Source organism: Bacteroidales bacterium, assembly GCA_041671145.1.
In the GTDB taxonomy this organism is placed as follows: domain Bacteria; phylum Bacteroidota; class Bacteroidia; order Bacteroidales; family JAHJDW01; genus JAQUPB01.
Genome location: JBAZBZ010000016.1, coordinates 29,883 through 51,815, shown reverse-complemented (window position 1 = coordinate 51,815; position 21,933 = coordinate 29,883). Strand labels below are relative to the sequence as shown.

The window sequence follows — 21,933 nt, the reverse complement described above, 5'->3', positions numbered from 1 at the left end:
TTCAAGGACTTGGAAATATTTGATAACATTCCCGTAAGTTTTGTAGATTTCATTCTTGTAGCCCTTTTTTCCCTGATAATAGGTCTGGCTCAACGAAGAATACATTCACACAATCCCGAAGATAAACGATTATTCGGAACCGACAGAACTTTCACATTCATCGGAATACTTGGATTTATATTATACATTGCACAGCCCGATAGTTTGGCTTTGTACATAGGCGGAGGTTTTGTTGTCGCTTTATTCCTCGGGTTGTATTACTATCAGAAATTAAAAGTTTATAATGACTACGGACTTACAACAATAATTATTGCAATTGTAACATATAGTTTAGCACCTTTAATTGTTACTCAACCGCGATGGTTTGCAATTCTTATAGTTGTTGTAATTTTAGTGCTTACTGAAATAAAAGAACCGTTGACCTTAATTTCCCGAAAATTTGACAGAGATGAATTCATTACACTCGGAAAGTTTCTTGTAATTGCAGGAGTTATTCTTCCTATTGTTCCGGACAAACCTCTGTTTTCATTCATAAATATTACTCCATACAAAGTTTGGATTGCTGTTGTTGCTATTTCGAGCATTTCATATCTCAGTTATATTTTAAAGAAATTTGTTTTCAAGAATACAGGTATAATTATTTCGGGTTTGCTTGGCGGTATGTATAGCAGTACAGCTACAACCTTTGTTCTTGCAAGAAAAAGCAGGGAAGAAAAAAAATCCGGAAATTTATATTCTTCTGCAATTATACTTTCTACAGCTATGTTATACTTGCGAATATTAATACTCGTTTATATTTTTAATAAACAGCTTGCAGTTATACTGACTCCTTATTTTCTTGTGATGCTTGTTATTTCTCTGCTTTCGGCATGGTTGATTTACAGAAAGAAAAATAACATCAATGAAGACAATCAAGTTATTTCCGATGGCGATAAAAATCCTTTGGAGTTCAAAATAGCTTTCATTTTTACGGTTTTATTCGTTGCGTTTAGTTTTATAACATATTTTGTTATAAAAGAATTCGGAATAAATGGATTGAACATTCTTTCTTTTGTTGTCGGTGTTACTGATATAGACCCGTTTTTAATAAATCTTTTCCAGGGAAAATTCAATGTCGATACACAAATTATTGCTTATGCAACATTTCAGGCAATTATAAGCAATAACCTGCTTAAAGCTGTTTATACCTATTTTATCGGTGACAAATCAATCAAAAAAAATACAATAACAGGATTAGGTTTTATTATTCTCTCCAATATTCTTCTTGAATTATTGATGATTTTTGTTTTTTGAAATTATTTTTAGCTTTTTATTAAAATCATTTTTACTTTTGAAAAAAATAATATCGCAATGGTGAAAAAATATTTTTTACTGCTTTTTGTCATTTTTTTTGTAACAGCAATAACATTCGCACAAAAGGATTCGGTAAATTTTGGAATAAAATTTTCGGGATTTGTTAATGGTCAGGCGTATTTCGATTCAAGGCAAACAGTTAACTCACGCGATGCTCTGCTTTTACTTTATCCCGATAGTGTTTATAAAGATAAAAACGGAAAAGACCTTAATGCAGTGCCTAACCTGAATCAGGTGGCAATGAAGACACGATTCAGAGTTGATGTATGGGGACCCGATGCTTTTAAAGCAAAATCATCGGCAGCATTCGAAGCTGATTTTACAGGTCCAAGTAGTATTGAAAATAATGCTTTCCGCCTTCGTCATGCTTATGTTCGGCTCGACTGGGGAAAAACAAAATTATTAATGGGACAGTATTGGCATCCTTTTGTTATTTACGAAGTACAGCCCGAATTGGAATCATTAAATACAGGTGCTCCTTTTCATCCATATGCGCGTCAGCCACAAATAAGATTAGACCATAGAATTAAGAATTTTAATTTTGTTGTTGCTTCTTCTTCACAAAGGGACAATGTAAGCGAAGGTCCATCGGGCTCAAGTTCGGTATATATGAGAAATACTGTTATTCCTAACACCGATGTTCAGATTAAGTATTTAAAAAATGATAATATTTTCGGTGTTGCAGGTGATTACAAAATGCTTAGACCAAGAGTGAAGTCAAGTTTGGGTTATAAAGTTGATGAGCAAGTTGAATCATTCGCTGCTTCCGTATTTGCGAAAATGAAATTCAAAAATTTCACTATTAAATTACAAGGAGTAATTGGGCAGAATTTGTCTGACTTGTTAATGCTCGGCGGTTATGCTGTCAGAAAAATTGCTGACTCGCTGACAGATGAAAGAACCTATACAACTATAAATGTGGCATCGGGTTGGGTTGATGTTGCTACAAACGGGAAAAAATTGCAAGTCGGAATATTCGGCGGATACCTGAAAAATCTTGGTTCTATATACAATATTAGGGGTGATTATTATGCAAAAGGAAAAGATATTGCTTATCTATACAGGATTTCACCGCGTGTGATTTTTAATTCGGGCAAGGTGAGAATTGCTTCCGAAATCGAATATACAGTTGCTGCTTATGGAACACCTAATAGTTTGGACGATATTAAAAATGCAGAAGAAGTTAATAATATTCGTATACTTTTGGGAATTTATTATTATTTTTAATGCTAACTTATATAAACTTTAATGAAAGTTTTCTAAAATAAATTATGGATAATTTTATTGTATCGGCACGAAAATACAGACCTGTTACTTTTGATACGGTTGTTGGACAAACAGTGATTACAAATACGCTAAAGAATGCTATTAAAAACAATCATGTTGCACAGGCGTATCTTTTCTGCGGACCGAGAGGTGTTGGGAAAACCACTTGTGCGAGAATTCTTGCAAAAACAATAAATTGTAATAACATCACAAAGGATATTGAACCATGCGATAAATGCGAGAATTGTCTTTCATTTAACAAATCGGCGACATTCAATATTCATGAACTTGATGCTGCCTCAAATAATTCGGTTGATGATATAAGAAGTCTGGTGGATAAAGTCCGCTTTGCACCGCAATCCGGAAAATACAGCGTTTATATTATTGATGAAGTTCACATGTTGTCGTCATCGGCATTTAATGCATTTCTGAAAACATTAGAAGAACCGCCTTCTTACGCAAAATTTATTCTTGCTACAACTGAAAAGCATAAAATTATTCCTACAATTTTGTCGCGTTGTCAGGTATTCGACTTTAAAAAAATTACAGTTGATGATATTGCAAATCATCTGAAATATATTGCAGAAAAAGAAAATGTAGCTGCCGAACCTGATGCACTTCACGTTATTGCCACCAATGCCGACGGCTCTCTGCGTGATGCACTTTCAATATTCGACCAGTTGGTGAGTTTTTCGGGAAATAATATTACATACAAAACCGCTATTAATAATCTGAATGTGCTCGATTATGAATATTATTTCAAAATTACTGATGCCGTTTTTTCGGGCAACATTCATTCCTCGGTGAGCATTCTTAATGAAATACTTTACAACGGTTTTGACGGACATAACTTTATTACCGGTCTCGGTGAACATTTTAGAAATCTTATGGTTTCAAAAAGTGAATCCACTTTGAATTTGCTTGAAGTAAGCCCATCGGTTAAAGAAAAATATAAAGAACAATCGCTAAAATGTAATCCTGAATTTTTGCTGAAAGCTCTGAATTACGTGAGCAAATGCGATGTTCAGTATAATATGAGCAGGAGCAAACAACTGTTGCTTGAAATTACATTGATGCAAATGTGTACAATAAATTCAGATATTAATTTTGATGATTCTTCAGATACCGAAAAGCAGGAAAAAACTGAATTGAAAACAAATACAAGAACGCATAGTATTTCACAACCTACAAAGCCAGTAAATGTTGCAAAGCCCAAAACTCCCGAACCGCCGAAATATTCAAATGATGAAAAAGCAATTCCACAATCATTAAAAATTAAAGACATAGGAAACTCTTTCGAAGAAGAGAAAAAACAGGATGTCGTAAAAGATGTTGAAAATAAAGTTGCAAAAGATTTTACTGCTGACGAACTTGAAAAAGTGTGGCTGAAATATTCCGAAACTATTCCAAAAAATAATCTGAGTTTTATTACACTTCTTACAAAACGAAAACCTTTGTTGAAAGAAAATAATGTTGTTTTATTAACCATTGATAATAAAGCACAGCAAAACGAACTCAACACACGAAAAGCCGAACTTCTCGAATTTATAAGAAAAGAACTCGACAATAATCAGATACAACTCGAAATATTTATTGAAAAAACAACAACGGAATCAAAGCCATATACCGATTCTGATAAACTCGTTGAAATGCAGAAAAAAAATCCTAACCTCGAAAACCTCCGTAAGCAATTTGATTTGGATATTGAATATTAAATGTAATATGTAAGGTAAAGCAACAGCTAACATGAATCTGATGTAAGCGGGGGCGATTTAAAATAATTTATTGATTTTGTTGAAAATTATGCTGTGCAAAAAGTAAGTTTTTAAATTTATATTCCCTTCTTTATACAGTTACAAAAAGATATTTGCGATTTAGTTATTTTAATGCCTTTGTGGTATCTTCTGCCATTTTTTGTAATCTATAGTTACGTATTTTTTTAAGTTTTTTTCGGTGACGTGCTTGCTTATTGAATTGTTCATAGAAATATGATATAGGATTGGCAAATGCTGATGGCTTATATGGTGCATTGCTGCCTCCTTCTTTAAGTATGATGCTTGGTAATACATATAGATTACTTCCATTATTTGGTTTTTTGAAAATATTATATTTATCATCATCACGATTTTTAGATAATATATAATTTTTAATGAAAAGATTTCTGTCAATGTTGAGGACTATCAAAATAGAATAAACCTGATGTGTAATGTCTTTAACAAAATACATTTTCTTTGAAATATATCCGGGATAAATAAAATAAACAGTATCATTTCTGCCCATCATAATCGAAAACTGTCCTTTATTATTGGTGATGGTTTTCTCACCTCTCGAAATATTATAAACAGTGGTATTGCTCAATGGAACACTGTCATAAGTTAATACGCTTCCATATATTTTAGAAAAATAATAATTGGATTGAGCTCCTGCAAATGAGAATTTTAAAAATACAGCAATAAAAAACAATAAATATTTCAAAATATTTTTTCTAAGACATACATTCAAATACAATAGTTATAAAACAAAAAATCTAGAAAAATATTATATTAAATAATTTAAGCATTCTATGTTCAATAGGTGGATTCAAGGTGCTAACGCAACAAAATTATTTCTGAACTTTCAAGCAGTACGAACACGGTAGTTGAAGCAACCACATGTTGGGAGCTGGGCTTTATTCTTTTATTATTTTTCTCGCTTCAACTGTCTTGTCAGTAATCAATTTCACAGAATAAATTCTGCTATGCAAAGTATTTATATCTGCTTGTAGTTTGATGTTTATAACTGGTAATTAAATGCTTTCTTTTTTAACCTTTCCGAATGTCTTAATAATTCGGAAAGGTAATATAAAATACCTACAGTTTACATTCAGCCATTCTTTTAAACTCAGCTTTAATAAGTTTTGATAGTATGTTTCCTCCCATACCAGGTTTATACTTCCATAGTATTTCGCCAGTTTCACAAGAAACAATAACTTTTAAATACATGAGTTTTGCAGAGGAAATGGGTCCTATACCGCCTTTAGCTATGCCATAAGGTATTGCAAAAAGAACTGCCTTGCCTTTTTCTCCATTAACATAACTCAAGTCAAGGTTTTCTGCTGTTACAAATTCTATTTTCTTTCCGTAAGTTGTTTTTGCTTCTGATTCGTTTGTACTTTTATCTATATATTCTTTATCTATCAGTACAGTATAATCCTTAAGTTTTACACAATTTGGTTCTGCAATTTTTTCGGTATAATCTTCAAAATGCAAAACATCATCATTCTTAATTATCCATTTAATATGTTCTTGCATGCATATCAAAACAAATTTGCAATCGCTTTCAAGGTATTTAGAATTCTTACGTGCAAAAGATGATGGAAAGTATATCTTATAATCAATTTTCCTAAGAGGCTCTTCCATCCTTTGATACATCAACGCAGGAACTGTTAACCCAGATCTTGTAACAACATTAGCACCACCATCCTCAAGTTCAAAATAAGCTAATACAACATATTTGTTATTTTTTGCATCTCTTAGCTTCCTGACTTCCGATTCTGTTTTATATTCAATTACGGCATTGTACTTCCAATATTTTGGTACTACTTCTTTAATCATTTTGTTATATTCAGAAATAAAATCCTGATATTCTTGCAATTCTTTTGCGTTCTTTTCTTTCTTACTTAGTTTTGCAACATAATCTTTATCTTCTTCAAGCAATTCAACAACAAGTGTTCTTTTTGACATTGCTTTAAAATCTTCCGGTTTTCCATAAAATTTTGGACTGATTTGGGTATAGCCGTAACCGCAAGTTAACAGCAAAAATACCATAAACACCATTTTTGTGATTTTTTTCATTGTTTTTTGTTTTTTTTTATTCCCTACTCTTTAACGGATTTTCGGGTTACTCCGCTTATTTTATGTTTATAATTTTCTTGTTAGCGTTTCGCATTGCCTCAAATTGTATTTTATTATTCCTACAACCCGAATTTCTATAAAATAATTGATTCAAAAAAGCCATACGTTTTTTTTGCTTATAAAAAGCATTCTATCCGCAAATTACAAAAAAAATAAATATTTAGAAAAATAAAATTTGAAATTTTAAAAAATCTCGCAGAGTTTTACACAAATCCCGATAACTATCGGGACGCGGAGCTTGAACTTTAAACTTTAGACCTTAAACTATTTAACAGTATGGATTGGCTTCACAATTTGTTTTCCGATTTCCACTGCTTTTAAATTTTCGGGAATTAAATTATGATGGCGTGCAGGCAGCGATTTTTCAAGTCCTTTCTGAATAAATTCTGTTGAAACTACGGGTTTTATTTTTAAGAAACCGCCGAGAACAATCATGTTAAATACTTTAGAAAGACCTTGTTTTGCTGCTTCATCGGATGCATCAATACGAAAAATATTTATGTCTTTTCTTTCGGGATGGCGTGTTATGCCGTTACCGTCATATACCAGAAATCCTCCCGGTTTAACTTTCTGTTCAAATTTATCCATCGACTGCTGATTAAGAATAATAGCAGTATCATAAGAATTAAGTATAGGTGAGCTTATTTTTTCGTCACTTATGATAACAGTAACATTAGCAGTGCCACCGCGCATTTCGGGACCATAAGATGGCATCCAGCTAACTTCCTTATTTTGCATTATACCTGAATATGCAAGTATTTTGCCCATTGAGAGCACACCTTGTCCGCCAAAACCGGCTATTATTATTTCTTCTGTCATAGCTTTACCGAAAATTTATTATTTATAATTTTAAAATATTTTTTAATAATTATTCTTTAGGAACTTTTAAATCACCGAGAGGATAAAATGGCAGCATATTTTCCTCAAGCCATTTGTTTGACTGAAGCGGTGTCATTTTCCAACCCGAATTGCAATTTGAAACAATTTCCACAAGGCAAGTTCCCTTTTGTTGTTTTTGATATTCAAATGATTTTAGTATTGCTTTTTTTGTTTTTCTTACATTTGCAGGAGTATGAACTGATTGCCTTGTAACGTAATATGTTCCCGGCAGCTGTGCAACAATTTCAGTAATTTTCAAAGGATTCCCCATTAATTTTACATCTCTACCGTAAGGACTTGTTGATGTTTTCATTCCCGGTAAAGTTGTCGGAGCCATTTGCCCTCCTGTCATTCCGTAAATTCCATTGTTAATAAAAATAATAAGAAAATTTTCTCCTCTATTGCAGGAATGAATTGTTTCGGCAGTTCCGATAGCCGCCAAATCGCCATCACCCTGATAAGTGAAAACATATTTTTCGGGCATTAATCTTTTTATTGCAGTAGCTAATGCAGGAGCTCTTCCGTGCGCTGCTTGCTGCATGTCAATATCCATAAATTCATAAGCCAATACAGAACATCCAACGGGAGCTATTCCAATGGTTTCGGATTGTATTCCTAGTTCATCAACAACTTCCATTACCATTCGGTGAACTACGCCATGTCCGCATCCGGGGCAATAACTTAATTGTTTTTTTGTAAGAAGCTTTGTTTTTTTATAAACTAAATTTTCTTCTTTAACTATATCTAATTCTGCCATTTTTTTTATCCTCCTATAATTTGTTTTTGTAATGCTTCAAGAATTTCTTCGGGTGCAGGAATAATTCCGCCGCATCTTCCGAAATGCTCAACTTTAACTTTTCCGCAAACTGCAAGTTTGACGTCTTCAACCATTTGTCCTAAGCTCATTTCAACAGAAAGAATGCCTTTTACCTGTTTTGCCATTTCATTAATTTGTTTTGATGGAAAGGGGAAAAGCGTAATTGGACGCAATAAGCCAACTTTTATTCCTTTTTTTCTGGCTATTTCTATTGTTTTCTGGCATATTCTTGCACTGGAACCATAAGCTACTAGAAGATATTCAGCATCGTCACATTTTATTTTTTCAAACCGCACTTCATCTTCCTGCATCTTTTTATATTTATCTCTTAACCGCAATACCCTCTTTTCCTGATTTGCAGAGTCAAGGTCTAATGAAGTTATTATGTTTCTTTCCCTGTTGGGAGTTTTTCCGGTTGTAGCCCAAGGACATGTTTTTACAACTTCTTCATTTGTGCGCCGTGGAATTTGTTCGGAGAGTTCCACCTTTTCCATCATTTGTCCTATTGCACCATCCGATAATATCATTGTTGGATTTCTGTATTTAAAAGCAAGGTCAAAACCTATTTTAACAAAATCAAACATTTCCTGAACTGAAGCAGGTGCTAATACTAATAGCCGGTAATCACCGTGTCCGCCACCTTTTGTTGACTGGAAGTAATCAGATTGGGCGGGTTGAATTGTTCCCAAACCAGGTCCTCCTCTGACAACATTAACAACCAAACAAGGAAGTTCAGCTCCCGCTATATACGAAATTCCCTCTTGTTTTAAGCTGATGCCGGGGCTTGACGAAGATGTCATAACTTTTTTACCACAACAAGCTCCGCCGTAAACCATATTGATTGCAGCAACTTCACTCTCTGCCTGAAGAACAACCATGCCTGTTCTTTCATGAGGTTTTTGAGCCATTAGATATTCTATGACTTCCGATTGCGGTGTAATAGGATATCCGAAATAACCATCAGCTCCAGCGCGAATAGCAGCTTCTGCTATCGCTTCATTACCTTTCATTAATCTTAATTCTTTCATTTTATTAAATTATTTTTCTATTGTAATTTAACTCTATAGACAGTGATAACACCATCGGGACAAACAACTGCACAATTTGTGCAACCGGTACACATATCATTAACGACTTCGGCGTAATTGTACCCTTTTGCGTTCACTTTTTTTGACATCGCAATGCATTTGTCAGTGCAAGTATTAATACAAAGCTCGCATCCTTTGCACATTTCAACGTCAACTACTATTTTACCTTTTACTTTTGCCATTTTGTATTTTTATTGTAAAAATGTTTTTATTTATTTTAAAATTATCTTGCGAATTTATTTAATTTTTTTTTATAAAAAATAAATTTTATTAATAATTTTTCAAGAATAAGTAATATACCTAAAACCCTTAATTGATTTACTAAACGAAATTAATGAACTGCACTTATGAAATTAATATGAGCTGTTCATAGAAACAAAACAAATAAAGTAATATCAATAAATTTTAAAAACATAAGTAAGAATGATGAAGTAAGAGCAATTTAACAATTTTATTTCAGCAAAAGTTAAATTTTAGCCGCTTGAAGTATAGTTCTTGTATACATAAAAGTAAATTCTGAATTTGTATTTAGTCAAGTTAAAGTTTATCATTAATTTATTAAATAAATAACGTGCATTAATAAAATACGTGCCATTTTTTTTACCTTTATGCAAAAGAAATTATGCTTTATATTAAAGCATTTTTTATTTAATATGAGTTAATTTAAACTAAATGTAGAATATATTAACTTGATAATTATTAAACAAAGAGATTAAATAAAACCAATACTCGTTTTTTTATTAAAACATGCAACTATTAATATAATTTTTCTGTCTATTATTTATATATGAATAATTTATAATACTTACAAACCTAATAGATAAAATAAAATTATGAATTATATTTTTTTTATTAGTTTTGCACTTTTATTTATTTAACAATAATAAAAATTTATTTAAGCACTTCTAAATTTTTTTAATTTAATTAAATTATGAAAAAACATATATATCCTTTTCTAATCGTTCTTATAACTTCATTTGCTTTATTCGGGTTTACGGGCGACCCACAAAAAGAACAAAAAAATAACCAAAGTGGTACTGAAGCAAATTATAATTATTTTACTGTTGACCATTTTGCCGATTTAAAAGTTATGAGATATACTGTACCCGATTTCGAGCTTTTAACCTTGAAGCAAAAAGAGCTTGTATATTATTTGAACCAGGCAGCATTAGCCGGAAGAGATATTATATGGGACCAGAATTTTAAGCACAATCTCTGCATTAGAAAAACACTTGAGGCAATTTACGAAGGATATAAAGGAGACAGAAGCACAGACAATTTCAACAAATTTCTTACATACTTTAAAAGAATAGAGTTTTCAAATGGCATTCATCATCATGCAAACTCATATAAAATTATGCCCGAATTTTCCAAAGAATATTTTGTTGAATTAATAAAAAACTCCGAAGGCGTGACGTTTCCACTTCAGCAAAATGAAACAATTGATGATTTAATAGCTAAATTAACTCCTATAATTTTAGATCCTTCAGTAGCAAGAATAAAAGTTTGCAGCGACCCCCAACTTGACATGGTAAGCAATTCGTCGGTTAATTTTTATGAAAACATTACTCAAAAAGAAGTTGAAGATTATTACAAAGCAACCATCAATCCTGATGAAACATATCCTATATCTTACGGATTGAATTCAAAATTAATTAAAGTAAACGGAAGAGTTGTTGAAAGAGTTTATAAATTGGGCGATATGTATTCTTCGGCTATTGAAAAAATAATTTATTGGCTCGAAAAAGCAACAGAGGTTGCCGAAAATGCCGACCAGAAAGCAACTTTAGATGTTCTCATTCAATTTTACAAAACGGGCGATTTGAAAATATTTGATGCGTATAACGTAATGTGGGTAAAAGATACGTTATCAACAGTTGATGTAATAAACGGATTTATTGAGGTATATAATGACCCCATGTCAATGAAAGCATGTTTTGAATCAGTTGTTTCGTTTCGGGACATAAGTGCTTCAAAAAGAGCTGAAACATTTAGCAGAAATGCACAGTGGTTCGAAGACCATTCTCCTGCAAATCCTGCTTATAAAAAGAAAAATGTTAAAGGTGTTTCTGCAAAAGTAATAACTGTTACTGCATTAGGTGGAGATTGTTATCCATATACACCTATCGGAATTAATTTACCAAATTCTTTGTGGATAAGAAAGCTTAAAGGTTCAAAATCTGTTACTATGGGAAATATTCTTTATGCGTATAATCAATCACAAGCAACTGATGGTATGATTGAGGAATTTTGTTATTCACCCGAAGAAATTGAATTATCAAAAAAGTATGATGCAATGAACATTAACATTCATACCGATATGCATGAATGTCTTGGACATGCATCAGGACAAGTAAAACCCGGAGTAACTCCCGATATGCTTAAAAATTACTCTTCCTCATTGGAAGAAGCAAGAGCGGACTTATTTGGTTTATATTACTTCATGGATCCCAAATTAATTGAATTGGGAATACTCCAGTCAGAAGAATGCGCAAAAGCACAATATAATTTTTATATACGGAGAGGTTTAATGACACAACTAACACGAATTGAACTTGGAAAAAATATACAAAATGCTCATTACAGAAATCGTCAGTTAATAGCAAAATGGTGTTATGAAAACGGATTGAAAGATAATGTGATTTCAAAAATCGTAAAAGACGGTAAAACTTATTTTGTTATCAATGATTATAAAAAATTACAAAACTTATTCGGACAATTATTAGCCGAAATACAACGTATTATTTCCGAAGGAGATTATGAAGCAGGAAAAAATCTTGTTGAAACTTATGCAGTAAAAGTAGACCAACAAATTCATCAGGAAGTAATAAACCGATGGAAGAAATTAAATGCGGCACCTTATGGCGGCTTCGTTAATCCTTATTTTACGCCTGTTTATGACGCAAAAGGTAAAATAACTGATGTGAAAGTTGATTATCCCGAAGATTTCATAAAACAAATGCTGTTTTATTCAAAAAATTATTCGTTCCTGCCAACATATAATTAGCAACTTTACTAAACTTTCAAAGTTTAGTAAAGTTTAGCTGAAAATTTTAAAAGCTGTTTTTAAACCAACAGCTTTTTTTTATTTTAAATTATCCGCATAAAAGTTTTATTTTTGCAGTGAAAATGTAATAAGCAAAAATTCATACTGCAAATGAAAATATATAAATATCCGAATAAAGAAATATTGAATAAAATCTTGCAAAGACCTTATTTTTGCGATAAATCTATTGAGGCAACCGTACTGAAAATTATTAGTGATGTTAAAAACAATGGTGATAAAGCAGTAAGGAAGTACACATTCCAGTTCGATAAAACAGTTATTGAAAATGCAATTATCGATATAACCAAAGTCAAATCTGATGAATTAAACATTTCTGCATTATTAAAAAAATCAATAAAAACAGCAATAAGCAACGTAGCAAAATTTCACGAATCGCAAAAAATAATTTATAAAAAAATCGAAACTTCTAAAGGAATATCTTGCTGGCAAAAACCCGTACCAATTGAAAAGGTTGGCATTTATATTCCCGGCGGCTCGGCACCTCTTTTTTCTACTGTTATCATGCTTGGTATTCCTGCAAAAATTGCAGGTTGCAAAGAAATAGTTTTGTGCACGCCTCCCGATAAAAGCGGAAACATAAATCCCGCAATACTTTTCACATGCAAGGAAATCGGAATTAAAAAAATATATAAAGCAGGAGGAGCACAGGCAATTGCCGCAATGGCTTATGGAACGGAAACAATTCCGAAAGTCAATAAAATATTCGGTCCCGGAAACCAATATGTAACAATTGCAAAGCAACTTGTAAACGCCCATGGCGTTGCAATAGATATGCCGGCAGGACCGTCGGAAGTTGCTGTTATTGCCGATAAATCAGCTAATCCTGAATTTATTGTTTATGATTTGCTTTCACAGGCAGAACATGGCACGGACAGCCAAGTGCTGTTGATAAGTGATGATGAAAATATTATAAAAAAAGTGCTCTCTCTTTTGCCTGAATGCAAGGAAAAATTACCACGCAAGGAACTTGCAAAAAAATCATTAGAAAATAGTTCGGCAGTTTTAGTAAAAAATATTTCTGAAGCAATAGCAATCTCAAACGAGTATGCTCCCGAGCATTTGATTTTATCAGTTGCCAATTCAGAAAAAAGTGCAGAAAAAATAATTAACGCAGGTTCGGTTTTTCTTGGAAATTATACTCCCGAATCAGCCGGTGATTACGCATCGGGGACAAACCATGTATTACCAACAAATGGTTATGCCAAATCGTTCGGTGGAGTTAATCTTGATAGCTTTATTAAAAAAATTACTTTTCAGTCAATAACTCCGGCAGGATTGAAAAATATTGGCAATGCAATTGAAATTATGGCAGAAGCCGAAGGTTTGAAAGCTCATAAAGAAGCTGTAACAATACGTTTAAAAAAACTAAAGAATGTTTAATCTCGATAAAATAATTCGCCCTAATATAAAAGTGTTGAAACCATATTCATCAGCACGTGATGAATTTTCCGGCACTGCCGATATTTTTCTTGATGCAAATGAAAATGCTTATGGTTCTGTTGGCATTGAAAAAAAAGTAAACAGGTATCCCGACCCTCATCAGAAAATGCTGAAAGAAAAAATTGCAAAAATAAAAAATGTAAAGCCAGAACAGATTTTTTTGGGTAATGGCAGTGATGAGGCAATTGATATTGTCATTCGTGCATTTTGCGAACCGGCAGAAGATGAAATATTGCTCATCCCTCCGACTTATGGAATGTATCAGGTTGCAGCAGATGTGAATAATGTAAAAACAATAAAAGTAAAATTAAAAGAAAGCTTTCAGATTGATGTTGAAAATATATTAAGTTCCGTAACAAGAAAAACAAAACTGATTTTTATATGTTCTCCAAATAATCCGACAGGCAACTGTTTCAGAAAGGAAGATATAATAAAAATATGTAAAAATTTTGATGGCATTGTTGTTCTTGATGAAGCGTATATTGATTTTGCACTCGACAAAACATTATTGCAAAAACTAAATGATTATCCTAATTTAATTATTCTTCAGACCTTTTCAAAAGCGTGGGGACTCGCAGGAATACGACTCGGAATGGCTTTTGCTCAAAAAGAAATAATAAATATTTTCGATAAAATAAAATATCCTTACAATATAAGCGAACTGACTCAGAAAGTGGCTTTGTCTGCTCTTAAAAATGAAAATCAAAAAAATAGTTATGTGAAAAAACTTCTCAGACAGAGAACAACATTGATGAAAGTTTTACCTGAATTACCGTGTGTTTTAAAAGTTTATCCTTCTGATTCAAATTTTATTCTTGTAAGAACCACTTGCGCCGACATGCTTTATAATTATTTTATTAAAAACAATATTATCACCCGCAACCGTTCAAATGTTACAATGTGTAAAAACTGCCTCAGAATAACTGTTGGAACAGATAGGGAAAATAAGCAGCTTATTAAAGCGTGGAAAACGTTTAAATAAAAAAATCATTATTCAACCGTCTTATCGTAATAATCAACTTCAACTTTAGGGTTGCCATATATATTTCTCTTTTTACTATAATAATAAACATCAATAATAGCCATATCGCGGAGAAAATCAATGCGACCAATAGAAATACGATGAATATCAAGTCCTGTACGCACTTTTAAATCTGTAATCAACTCCGGGTGATTTTGGGGTTTTATCATTTCAATGTTTTCGTATTGAATGATTTTAGAATATTCTCTTTTTATTAATATGTTTCCATCCAAAGTAAAAACAGAAACAACAAATACAGCGTTAATAATTCCAAGTTCAAAATATTCGAGTTGAATTGCACTCACAAGTCCAATTGCAATAACAATGAAAAGATAAGTCATGTCTTTCATCGATATTCCTTCAGTACGATAACGCAACATGGAAAACACAGCAAATAATCCGAATGCCGCTCCAATTGAAATTTTAATTTTGTTCAATAAAAATGTAAGCAGAAATATGGCAATATTAAAAAGAAAATATGTAAAGAATACTTCTTGTTTTCTGTAATTCGGATAATATATGAATACAACTATTATTATAACTGTGAGCAAATCTATCAGTAAACTGATAAAAAAAGCTTCGTTAATCTGAACATCTTCTCTCACATAGTTCTTATCCTTGTTCTTGTCTTTTTTCTTTTCTTTTACAACATTTTCATCGGTTTGTTGAGTAAGGATAGTGCCGGAAGTGCTGTCAGCACGTGAAGTATTAATTGAAAATGCAACATAACCAGATACGTTGAAAATTAAAAAAATAAATAGCGGTAAAAATATTTTAAGCTTTTTCATGGCAGATTTTATTTAAGTTTAACAAATTCGGTTTAAAATTATTCATTCTTATATTATCATACAAAAATATGACACCAAAACAATATTTGCTGACGGTTGTTTCTTTTATTCTATGTTTTCTCATCACTTCCAGAAACGCTGTATGTGTTCGCTTTTCCTGCTTGAGTTCAGCTATTGCGATTTCAGGAATAAATTTTTGTTTTATATCATTTTTAAAATTAACATTTGTATCAATTGTCAATCGTTCATTAGCAGTTTTATTTACAAGTGTAATCCGGAAATAATTTGCCCACAATTTCGGATAAAGTTCTTTCGCAGAGTATTTTGTTTTTAAATGAAGAAACCTTTCAGCTTTATCCGTAATAAGTGTTTCGCCTTCTTTTTGTATAATACGTTCTTTTATAGTGCGATTTTTATTATTCTTGAATTTTATTTCAAAAAAAATCAAATCAGAATCCACATACCTCCTTAGACGCACTTTATATCTATTGGCTTTTCCTCGCTGATGATTCATATACATATCCCAGTCATCAGTATCATAATACAAGGTTTCATAAGTGTTAAGACGTACATTATTTACTTCAAGCACGCGATAATCAGATTTGATTTTCTCCAAAAAAACAGGTAATTGCTCAACACAAAAAATATATTTTATATCCGCTCTATCTGTTAATTGCACTCTATCCATCTCTTTCAGGGATATCGGAGTAAAATCATTCAATATTTCTTTTATATCTTTCACTAGAAAAATCAATATTCTTTTCAATGCATAATTCTAAAAACCATTTCTTTCAACAATTCGCTGCTGCTTATGGTTGCGTTATCAACACCTTTTGAGCGAATATCATATTCACGCAACATGGAAATAATTTTAAAAAGTTTCTGACGTGAAAAAGCTTTTGCAGCAGCTTCATAATCTCTCACAAAATATGGACGTACTTTCAATATTGAAGCCATTTCGTTATTTGTTATTTTTGAATCTTTAATATCATGATAAATCAATATTCTTGAAAAAAACAAATATAAATTATACATAATAACGGCGAACGGATTTTCCTTTTGGTTAGCATTGAAATGGTTTACAATACGGTTTGCTTTCAAATCGTTTTTTGTTGCGATAGCTTTTTGAAGTTCAAAAACATTATAATCCTTGCTTATTCCTATAAATTCATCAATATGGTCCTCTGTAATCTGCGTATTTTCGGGAATATTTAATTTGAGTTTGTTGATTTCTCCTGCAATTTTTGCTAAGTCGTTTCCCAAATGTTCTGTTAATAATGTATTTGCCTGATTTGTTATCGTGTAATTCTGTGACTTTAAATATTCGACTGTCCATTTTGATATATCCCAATCGCCAATTTTATTCGATTCGAAAAGAATGCCGGCTTTATCTACTGTTTTTGCAAATGTTTTTCGTTTATCAAGTGTATTGTATTTATAACATATTACAAGAATGGTTGATTTTAAAGGGTTTTGAATATACCCCGAAAGATTTTCTTCAATTTTCTTCAGATGTTGTGCTTCTTTAATAATAACTACCTGATAATTTGCCATCATCGGAAAACGTTTGGCAATTTCCATAATTGATTTTTCATCTGTTTCTATTCCATATAAAACGGTATGATTGAATTCCTTTTCGGTTCCTTTCAAAACATTGTCGGAAATATAATCAGTTATCTGGTCAATGAAAAATGGCTCTTCTCCGCTTAAAAAATATACAGGATGATAAACCTTGTTCTTCAAATCTTGCATTATCTTATCGAAACTCTGCATCTATTTTCGGTTTATATTTTTATGAATATTAAAATATTTTGCTAAAGTTTTTGTAAATATTAACGAGCCCTCATCTCTAGTATTTATAAGTGAAAGAAAATATTTTTCATCGTCAGCAATTTTCATCGTATCAAAATTCCAATATTGTAAATTATTTTTCTCAGCTAAAGTAGCTATATATCCCGAAATTTCATATTTATTATTTATATATGGTAAAAATTCTTTATAAACAGGTGTTTCAAATAATATTACATTTATTTTATTTTTGTTTGCAAGTTTAATAATTCTATTTAAATAATCAAATTCCGTTTCAGAAAAATTAAAAATATATCCTTTAGGATTTTGTTTGATGAATTTCTCGTTTTTAAAATTCCACGCCATATCAATTGGCTTTATTCTTCCGTTTTTATTATACGGATATTTATTTTTGAATAAAAAATGTTTTATTCCCTGAACCATATAAAAATTTATTTTATTATTATAATATGCATACTGCATAAAAGGTATTGAAGAAATGTTATAATAAAAATTTTCTTTTTTCTTAACAATATTTGCAATAACTGAATCGCTCAGCAGATGGGCGTAACGATATGAATTAAACTTGTTGAACGATTCATCAAATGTCTCGTAAGAAACATGAATAAATAAATATTCAGGCGGTTTGTTGTTTTTAAGATATAAGTAAAAATTTGCAAATATCTCTGAATACGATGCGTTTTCGGTTGATAAATTATAAGATTTCAGATTTGTGTATTTGTCAAATTTATCAGGTAAAAACATATACATGGGTACGCACGAGCCAGTAACAATAACATCAGCATTAATTTTATCGGTTAATATATAAGACGTTTTCAGGTCTTTGTTTTTTAAAAGAAAAAAATTATATGCTTTCTCAAGCACAACGAGAGTTACAATTAAAACAATTAATAATATCAGGACTTTTTTTAACATTAATCTTTATATTTTTAAGAAGTTTGTCGTTTGTGGTTTGTTGTTTCTCAATATTGAACTTATCTACTTTTGTTTATGCTTTTCAATTTTTTTTAACAACAAACTGTTTTTTTAATCTTCAAAACTTATTATATATGAAGTACGCATTTTCATTGAAAACCCCGAACAATAAAATCAGCATCAAAAATAAAAATATTAAAAAATAATTATTTTTTTGTTGTGAAATAATCTTTTGAAGTTTGTTCTCGAAAATAAAATAAAATATTATTAATAAAATAAGCATGTAAAAATTAAAAATGACTTCGAGATGCCCGCCAATAGCAAGGGGATTTACAAACTGGAATAAGTAATTTTTCGGAATAAAATTAGTTATATTAAAAATTTCTCCAATAATTTTTAATCCTGCACCAACTGATTTTGCTCTGAAAAATATATTTGCAAACGCCACAATATTAAGGGTTATAAAAACACTTAAAATTTTATATGATAAAAAATTTATTTTTCCCGATAATTTTTTCCTGTAATTTTTTGTCAATGTTTCGTAAATCATGCAAATGCAATGTATGATGCTCCATATTAAAAATGTCAAGCCCAAACCGTGCCAAATACCTGAAATAATGAAAATTATAATTATTCCTATGATGGTTCCTGTTTTTTTATATTTCCTTAATTTGTAAACAACAGGAAAATAAATATAATTCTTCAACCAGTTAATAAGTGTAATATGCCATCTTCGCCAGAATTCAGAAATAGAAGTTGCATCGAAAGGGAGAATGAAATTTTCGCTAAGCTTATAACCGAACAATTGTGCTGTTCCAATTGCCATATCTGCATATCCCGAAAAGTCGAGATATAACTGAATGGTAAATAAATAAACACCCACCAAGGTTGTCAAACCGCAATTATGAGCAGGTAAATCGAAAATGCTTGAAACTGCAGGAGCAAGCCGGTCGGCAATTACAATCTTTTTAAATAAACCGATTATTATTCTTTGAAATCCGTTTGTGAAATTTTCATAATCAAATTTTTTTTCAATGAAAATTTGAGGGATAAAATTTCGAGCGGTTTCAATAGGTCCCGATGCTACTTTTGCAAAAAAAGCAGTATAAAAAGCATATCTGAAAATATTTTTTTCGGGTTCTATATTTTCATAATAAACATCTGTGAGATATGCTATATTCTGAAGTGTATAAAACGAAAACCCAAGCAGGAAAATCAAATCAGCCATGCGGTATGTAACGGGAGCAGAAATAGTTATTGTTATTGTAGCAAAACTTACCAGATACTTTATGATAAATAGCGATGCAATGTTTATTATAAGCCCGAGAAGAAATAAGGATTTTCTTATGGATACATTGAATATCTGAAAATTCGCATTGCCCCTATCCCTAAGGGGGGGCGAATTTTCATTTCTGCTAATAAACAGTCCGAAAAAATAATTGAATACTGTTGAAAATATAATTACAAAAAGTGAACTTGCATTTGCAAAACAAATAAACACATAACTTGCAACAAGCAAAATTATCCATCGCAATTTCAATGGCGACAGGTAATACGCAATTACTACGAGTGCTATAAATAATAAATAATTTAAAGATGTAAAAAGCATTAAAATAGTTTAAAGTTTAATGTTTAAAGTTTATAGTTTTACGATTTAATAACTTCACAACTTTAGTTTCCCTTCACCACCCCTATGAACTAAAGGGGCAACCCAACGCCCAACACAATTTCACAAATTCACTACTTCGCTACTTCACAATTTAATTTCTTCTAAATGCCTTAATGTACAATTCACAATATCTCCCACATTTTTGAATGACATTACTTCTTTAAAAGTAAATTTTATTTTATAAAACTCTTCAATGGCTGCAATTATTTCAAGATGCATCAGTGAGTCCCAACCTGTAATATCTTTAGGAACTGATTTTTCTGAAATAACAATTTTATCATCAGAAAAAACTTTTCTGATAATGCAATTAAAATCGGATAATATTTCCTTTGAAGTTTTCAGAATGAATTTTGTTTGAGCAAAAGTAACCAGAATTTTACATACTAAAAAATCAGTTGTTTCGATATTTTTTATAATTTTGATTTCTGTAATTATAAATAATAAAAATGCAAAAACAGGAAATAACAAATATTTTCAACAATTTCAATTCGCTTAATGTTTTAATCATTGGCGATGTGATGCTCGATTCATACATCTGGGGCGATGCCGACAGGATTTCTCCCGAAGCTCCCGTTCCTGTTGTTATGGTTGAAAAACGTCAGGAACGGCTTGGCGGTGCAGCTAATGTTGCCCTAAATGTAAAATCTCTCGGAGCAAATCCAATTATATGCTCAGTTATCGGCAACGACAACAAAGGCGAATCTTTACTTAATTTATTTAAAGAAAGTAATATTTCAACAAAAGGAATAATAAAAAGCGACAAACGAATAACAACAACAAAGTTCAGAGTTATTGCAAACAACCATCAGCTTATCAGAGTGGATGAGGAAACTGATGAGGAAATAAGCAGCGATGAAGAAAATACTTTGTTTGAAAAAATCACATCAATAATAAAAGAAAATAAAATTGATGTAATGATTTTTCAGGATTATGATAAAGGTGTGATTACAAAAAAACTGATTGAAGAAGTTGTTGAATTAGCAGTAAAATCAAATATTCCGACAGTTGTTGACCCGAAGAAAAGAAATTTTAATAATTATAAAAATGTTATTTTATTCAAACCGAATCTGAAAGAATTAAGAGAAGGATTGAAACTTGATATTGCTCAAAACAATGTTGATGCTATTTATAAAGCTATTGACATACTTGAAAATAATCTGAAAAACGAAATAACATTGCTAACGCTTTCTGCTCAAGGAGTTTTAATAAGCAATAAAGGCAAGAAACAAATTATTCCGGCTCACATTCGCGATATTATTGATGTTTCGGGTGCAGGAGATACTGTTGTTTGTGTTGCTGCATTGTGTATTGCATTAAAAACCAATTTGAGTTTACTGGCATCTCTTGCAAATCTGGCAGGCGGAATTGTTTGCGAACATAGCGGTATTGTGCCGGTTGATAAAGAAAAATTTCTTGAGGAAGCAATTAAACTTTAAAAATAGCACACAGATAACACAGATTAAACAAGATTTACACAGATAATTTTCAAAATGGAATATTTACATAAAGATTTAACAGATAAAATAATAAAATGCTTTTATGAAGTTTACAATGAATTAGGATATGGTTTTTTAGAAAAAGTTTATGAAAATGCCATGATTATTGAATTGCAAGCCAATCGACTAATTTGCGAAAAACAAAAACCCATTAAAGTTTTTTACAAAGAAATTGGAATAGGTGATTATTTTGCCGATATTATTGTAAATGATAAAATAATTATAGAGTTGAAAGCTGCCGAAGTATTAATACAGGAACACGAATTGCAGCTTATAAATTATTTGAAAGCAACCGATAAAGAAATAGGATTACTTTTAAATTTCGGAAAAAAGCCTGAGATTCGCAGAAAAATATTTACTAATGATAAAAAAACAATCTGTGTAAATCTTGTTTAATATGTGTCTTCTGTGTTCTGTTTATTTTTTTACAAA

General features: G+C 31.2%; 20 protein-coding genes. 8 read left to right on the top strand and 12 right to left on the bottom strand.

Annotated features, from left to right (window positions below; translation table 11 throughout):
- The first annotated feature begins 9 nt into the window (after positions 1-9).
- The 3 genes from WC223_07270 to WC223_07260 are packed head-to-tail and all read left to right on the top strand — an operon-like array spanning position 10 to position 4,334.
- Positions 10-1,293, top strand: a complete 1,284-nt coding sequence (locus tag WC223_07270) for a DUF4010 domain-containing protein (protein ID MFA6924039.1) — start codon at positions 10-12, stop codon at positions 1,291-1,293.
- Between the two features lie 57 nt (positions 1,294-1,350).
- Positions 1,351-2,580, top strand: coding sequence for a hypothetical protein (locus WC223_07265; protein ID MFA6924038.1), 1,230 nt, complete (start codon positions 1,351-1,353; stop codon positions 2,578-2,580).
- A 44-nt stretch (positions 2,581-2,624) separates the two neighbouring features.
- On the top strand, positions 2,625-4,334 hold the full coding sequence (locus WC223_07260; GenBank protein MFA6924037.1) for a DNA polymerase III subunit gamma/tau: 1,710 nt from the start codon (positions 2,625-2,627) through the stop codon (positions 4,332-4,334).
- Positions 4,335-4,497: 163 nt separating this feature from the next.
- Here WC223_07260 and WC223_07255 read toward each other — a convergent pair whose 3' ends face one another.
- The 6 genes from WC223_07255 to WC223_07230 all read right to left on the bottom strand — a co-directional run bounded on the left by WC223_07255 (position 4,498) and on the right by WC223_07230 (position 9,478).
- The gene (locus WC223_07255) at positions 4,498-5,094 is read right to left on the bottom strand and encodes a hypothetical protein (GenBank protein ID MFA6924036.1); all 597 of its coding nucleotides are present in this window, start codon (positions 5,092-5,094) and stop codon (positions 4,498-4,500) included.
- Positions 5,095-5,468: 374 nt separating this feature from the next.
- Positions 5,469-6,452 (bottom strand): hypothetical protein, encoded by a 984-nt coding sequence (locus WC223_07250; protein ID MFA6924035.1) that lies wholly within the window; start codon positions 6,450-6,452, stop codon positions 5,469-5,471.
- A gap of 324 nt (positions 6,453-6,776) precedes the next feature.
- Positions 6,777-7,331, bottom strand: coding sequence for a 2-oxoacid:acceptor oxidoreductase family protein (locus tag WC223_07245; protein MFA6924034.1), 555 nt, complete (start codon positions 7,329-7,331; stop codon positions 6,777-6,779).
- Between the two features lie 49 nt (positions 7,332-7,380).
- Positions 7,381-8,148 carry a thiamine pyrophosphate-dependent enzyme gene (locus tag WC223_07240; GenBank protein MFA6924033.1) on the bottom strand — a complete coding sequence of 256 codons (768 nt, stop codon included), beginning with the start codon at positions 8,146-8,148 and terminating at the stop codon, positions 7,381-7,383.
- A 5-nt stretch (positions 8,149-8,153) separates the two neighbouring features.
- A complete protein-coding gene (locus tag WC223_07235) occupies positions 8,154-9,236 on the bottom strand; it encodes a 3-methyl-2-oxobutanoate dehydrogenase subunit VorB (GenBank protein ID MFA6924032.1) in 1,083 nt (360 codons plus the stop codon).
- A 17-nt stretch (positions 9,237-9,253) separates the two neighbouring features.
- Positions 9,254-9,478 (bottom strand): 4Fe-4S dicluster domain-containing protein, encoded by a 225-nt coding sequence (locus WC223_07230; GenBank protein MFA6924031.1) that lies wholly within the window; start codon positions 9,476-9,478, stop codon positions 9,254-9,256.
- A gap of 749 nt (positions 9,479-10,227) precedes the next feature.
- Here WC223_07230 and WC223_07225 point away from each other — a divergent pair.
- From WC223_07225 to hisC, 3 genes are all read left to right on the top strand, one after another.
- The gene (locus WC223_07225) at positions 10,228-12,303 is read left to right on the top strand and encodes a dihydrofolate reductase (protein ID MFA6924030.1); all 2,076 of its coding nucleotides are present in this window, start codon (positions 10,228-10,230) and stop codon (positions 12,301-12,303) included.
- Between the two features lie 150 nt (positions 12,304-12,453).
- On the top strand, positions 12,454-13,743 hold the full coding sequence (gene hisD, locus WC223_07220; GenBank protein ID MFA6924029.1) for a histidinol dehydrogenase: 1,290 nt from the start codon (positions 12,454-12,456) through the stop codon (positions 13,741-13,743).
- Positions 13,736-14,785, top strand: coding sequence for a histidinol-phosphate transaminase (hisC, locus tag WC223_07215; GenBank protein MFA6924028.1), 1,050 nt, complete (start codon positions 13,736-13,738; stop codon positions 14,783-14,785). Before hisD ends, hisC begins: the two co-directional genes overlap by 8 nt.
- A gap of 8 nt (positions 14,786-14,793) precedes the next feature.
- Here the strand turns inward: hisC and WC223_07210 are convergent, their stop codons facing one another.
- From WC223_07210 to WC223_07185, 6 genes are all read right to left on the bottom strand, one after another.
- Complete coding sequence (locus WC223_07210) at positions 14,794-15,612, bottom strand: DUF4956 domain-containing protein (GenBank protein MFA6924027.1); 819 nt, start codon at positions 15,610-15,612, stop codon at positions 14,794-14,796.
- Complete coding sequence (locus tag WC223_07205) at positions 15,599-16,354, bottom strand: polyphosphate polymerase domain-containing protein (GenBank protein MFA6924026.1); 756 nt, start codon at positions 16,352-16,354, stop codon at positions 15,599-15,601. The genes WC223_07210 and WC223_07205 overlap by 14 nt, the downstream gene beginning before the upstream one ends.
- Before the next feature lie 20 nt (positions 16,355-16,374).
- Complete coding sequence (holA, locus tag WC223_07200; GenBank protein MFA6924025.1) at positions 16,375-17,385, bottom strand: DNA polymerase III subunit delta; 1,011 nt, start codon at positions 17,383-17,385, stop codon at positions 16,375-16,377.
- On the bottom strand, positions 17,386-18,336 hold the full coding sequence (locus tag WC223_07195) for a hypothetical protein (GenBank protein ID MFA6924024.1): 951 nt from the start codon (positions 18,334-18,336) through the stop codon (positions 17,386-17,388).
- Between the two features lie 118 nt (positions 18,337-18,454).
- Positions 18,455-19,945, bottom strand: a complete 1,491-nt coding sequence (locus WC223_07190) for an MBOAT family O-acyltransferase (GenBank protein ID MFA6924023.1) — start codon at positions 19,943-19,945, stop codon at positions 18,455-18,457.
- 144 nt (positions 19,946-20,089) lie between these two features.
- Positions 20,090-20,473: an acyl carrier protein gene (locus WC223_07185; GenBank protein MFA6924022.1), complete on the bottom strand. Its 384-nt coding sequence runs from the start codon at positions 20,471-20,473 to the stop codon at positions 20,090-20,092.
- Between WC223_07185 and WC223_07180 the strand changes: the two genes are divergently transcribed.
- Together WC223_07180 and WC223_07175 are read left to right on the top strand one after the other, a co-directional pair.
- Positions 20,452-21,441 (top strand): bifunctional ADP-heptose synthase, encoded by a 990-nt coding sequence (locus WC223_07180; protein ID MFA6924021.1) that lies wholly within the window; start codon positions 20,452-20,454, stop codon positions 21,439-21,441. The genes WC223_07185 and WC223_07180 overlap by 22 nt on opposite strands.
- Positions 21,442-21,495: 54 nt before the next feature.
- A complete protein-coding gene (locus WC223_07175) occupies positions 21,496-21,897 on the top strand; it encodes a GxxExxY protein (protein MFA6924020.1) in 402 nt (133 codons plus the stop codon).
- Positions 21,898-21,933 lie beyond the last annotated feature (36 nt).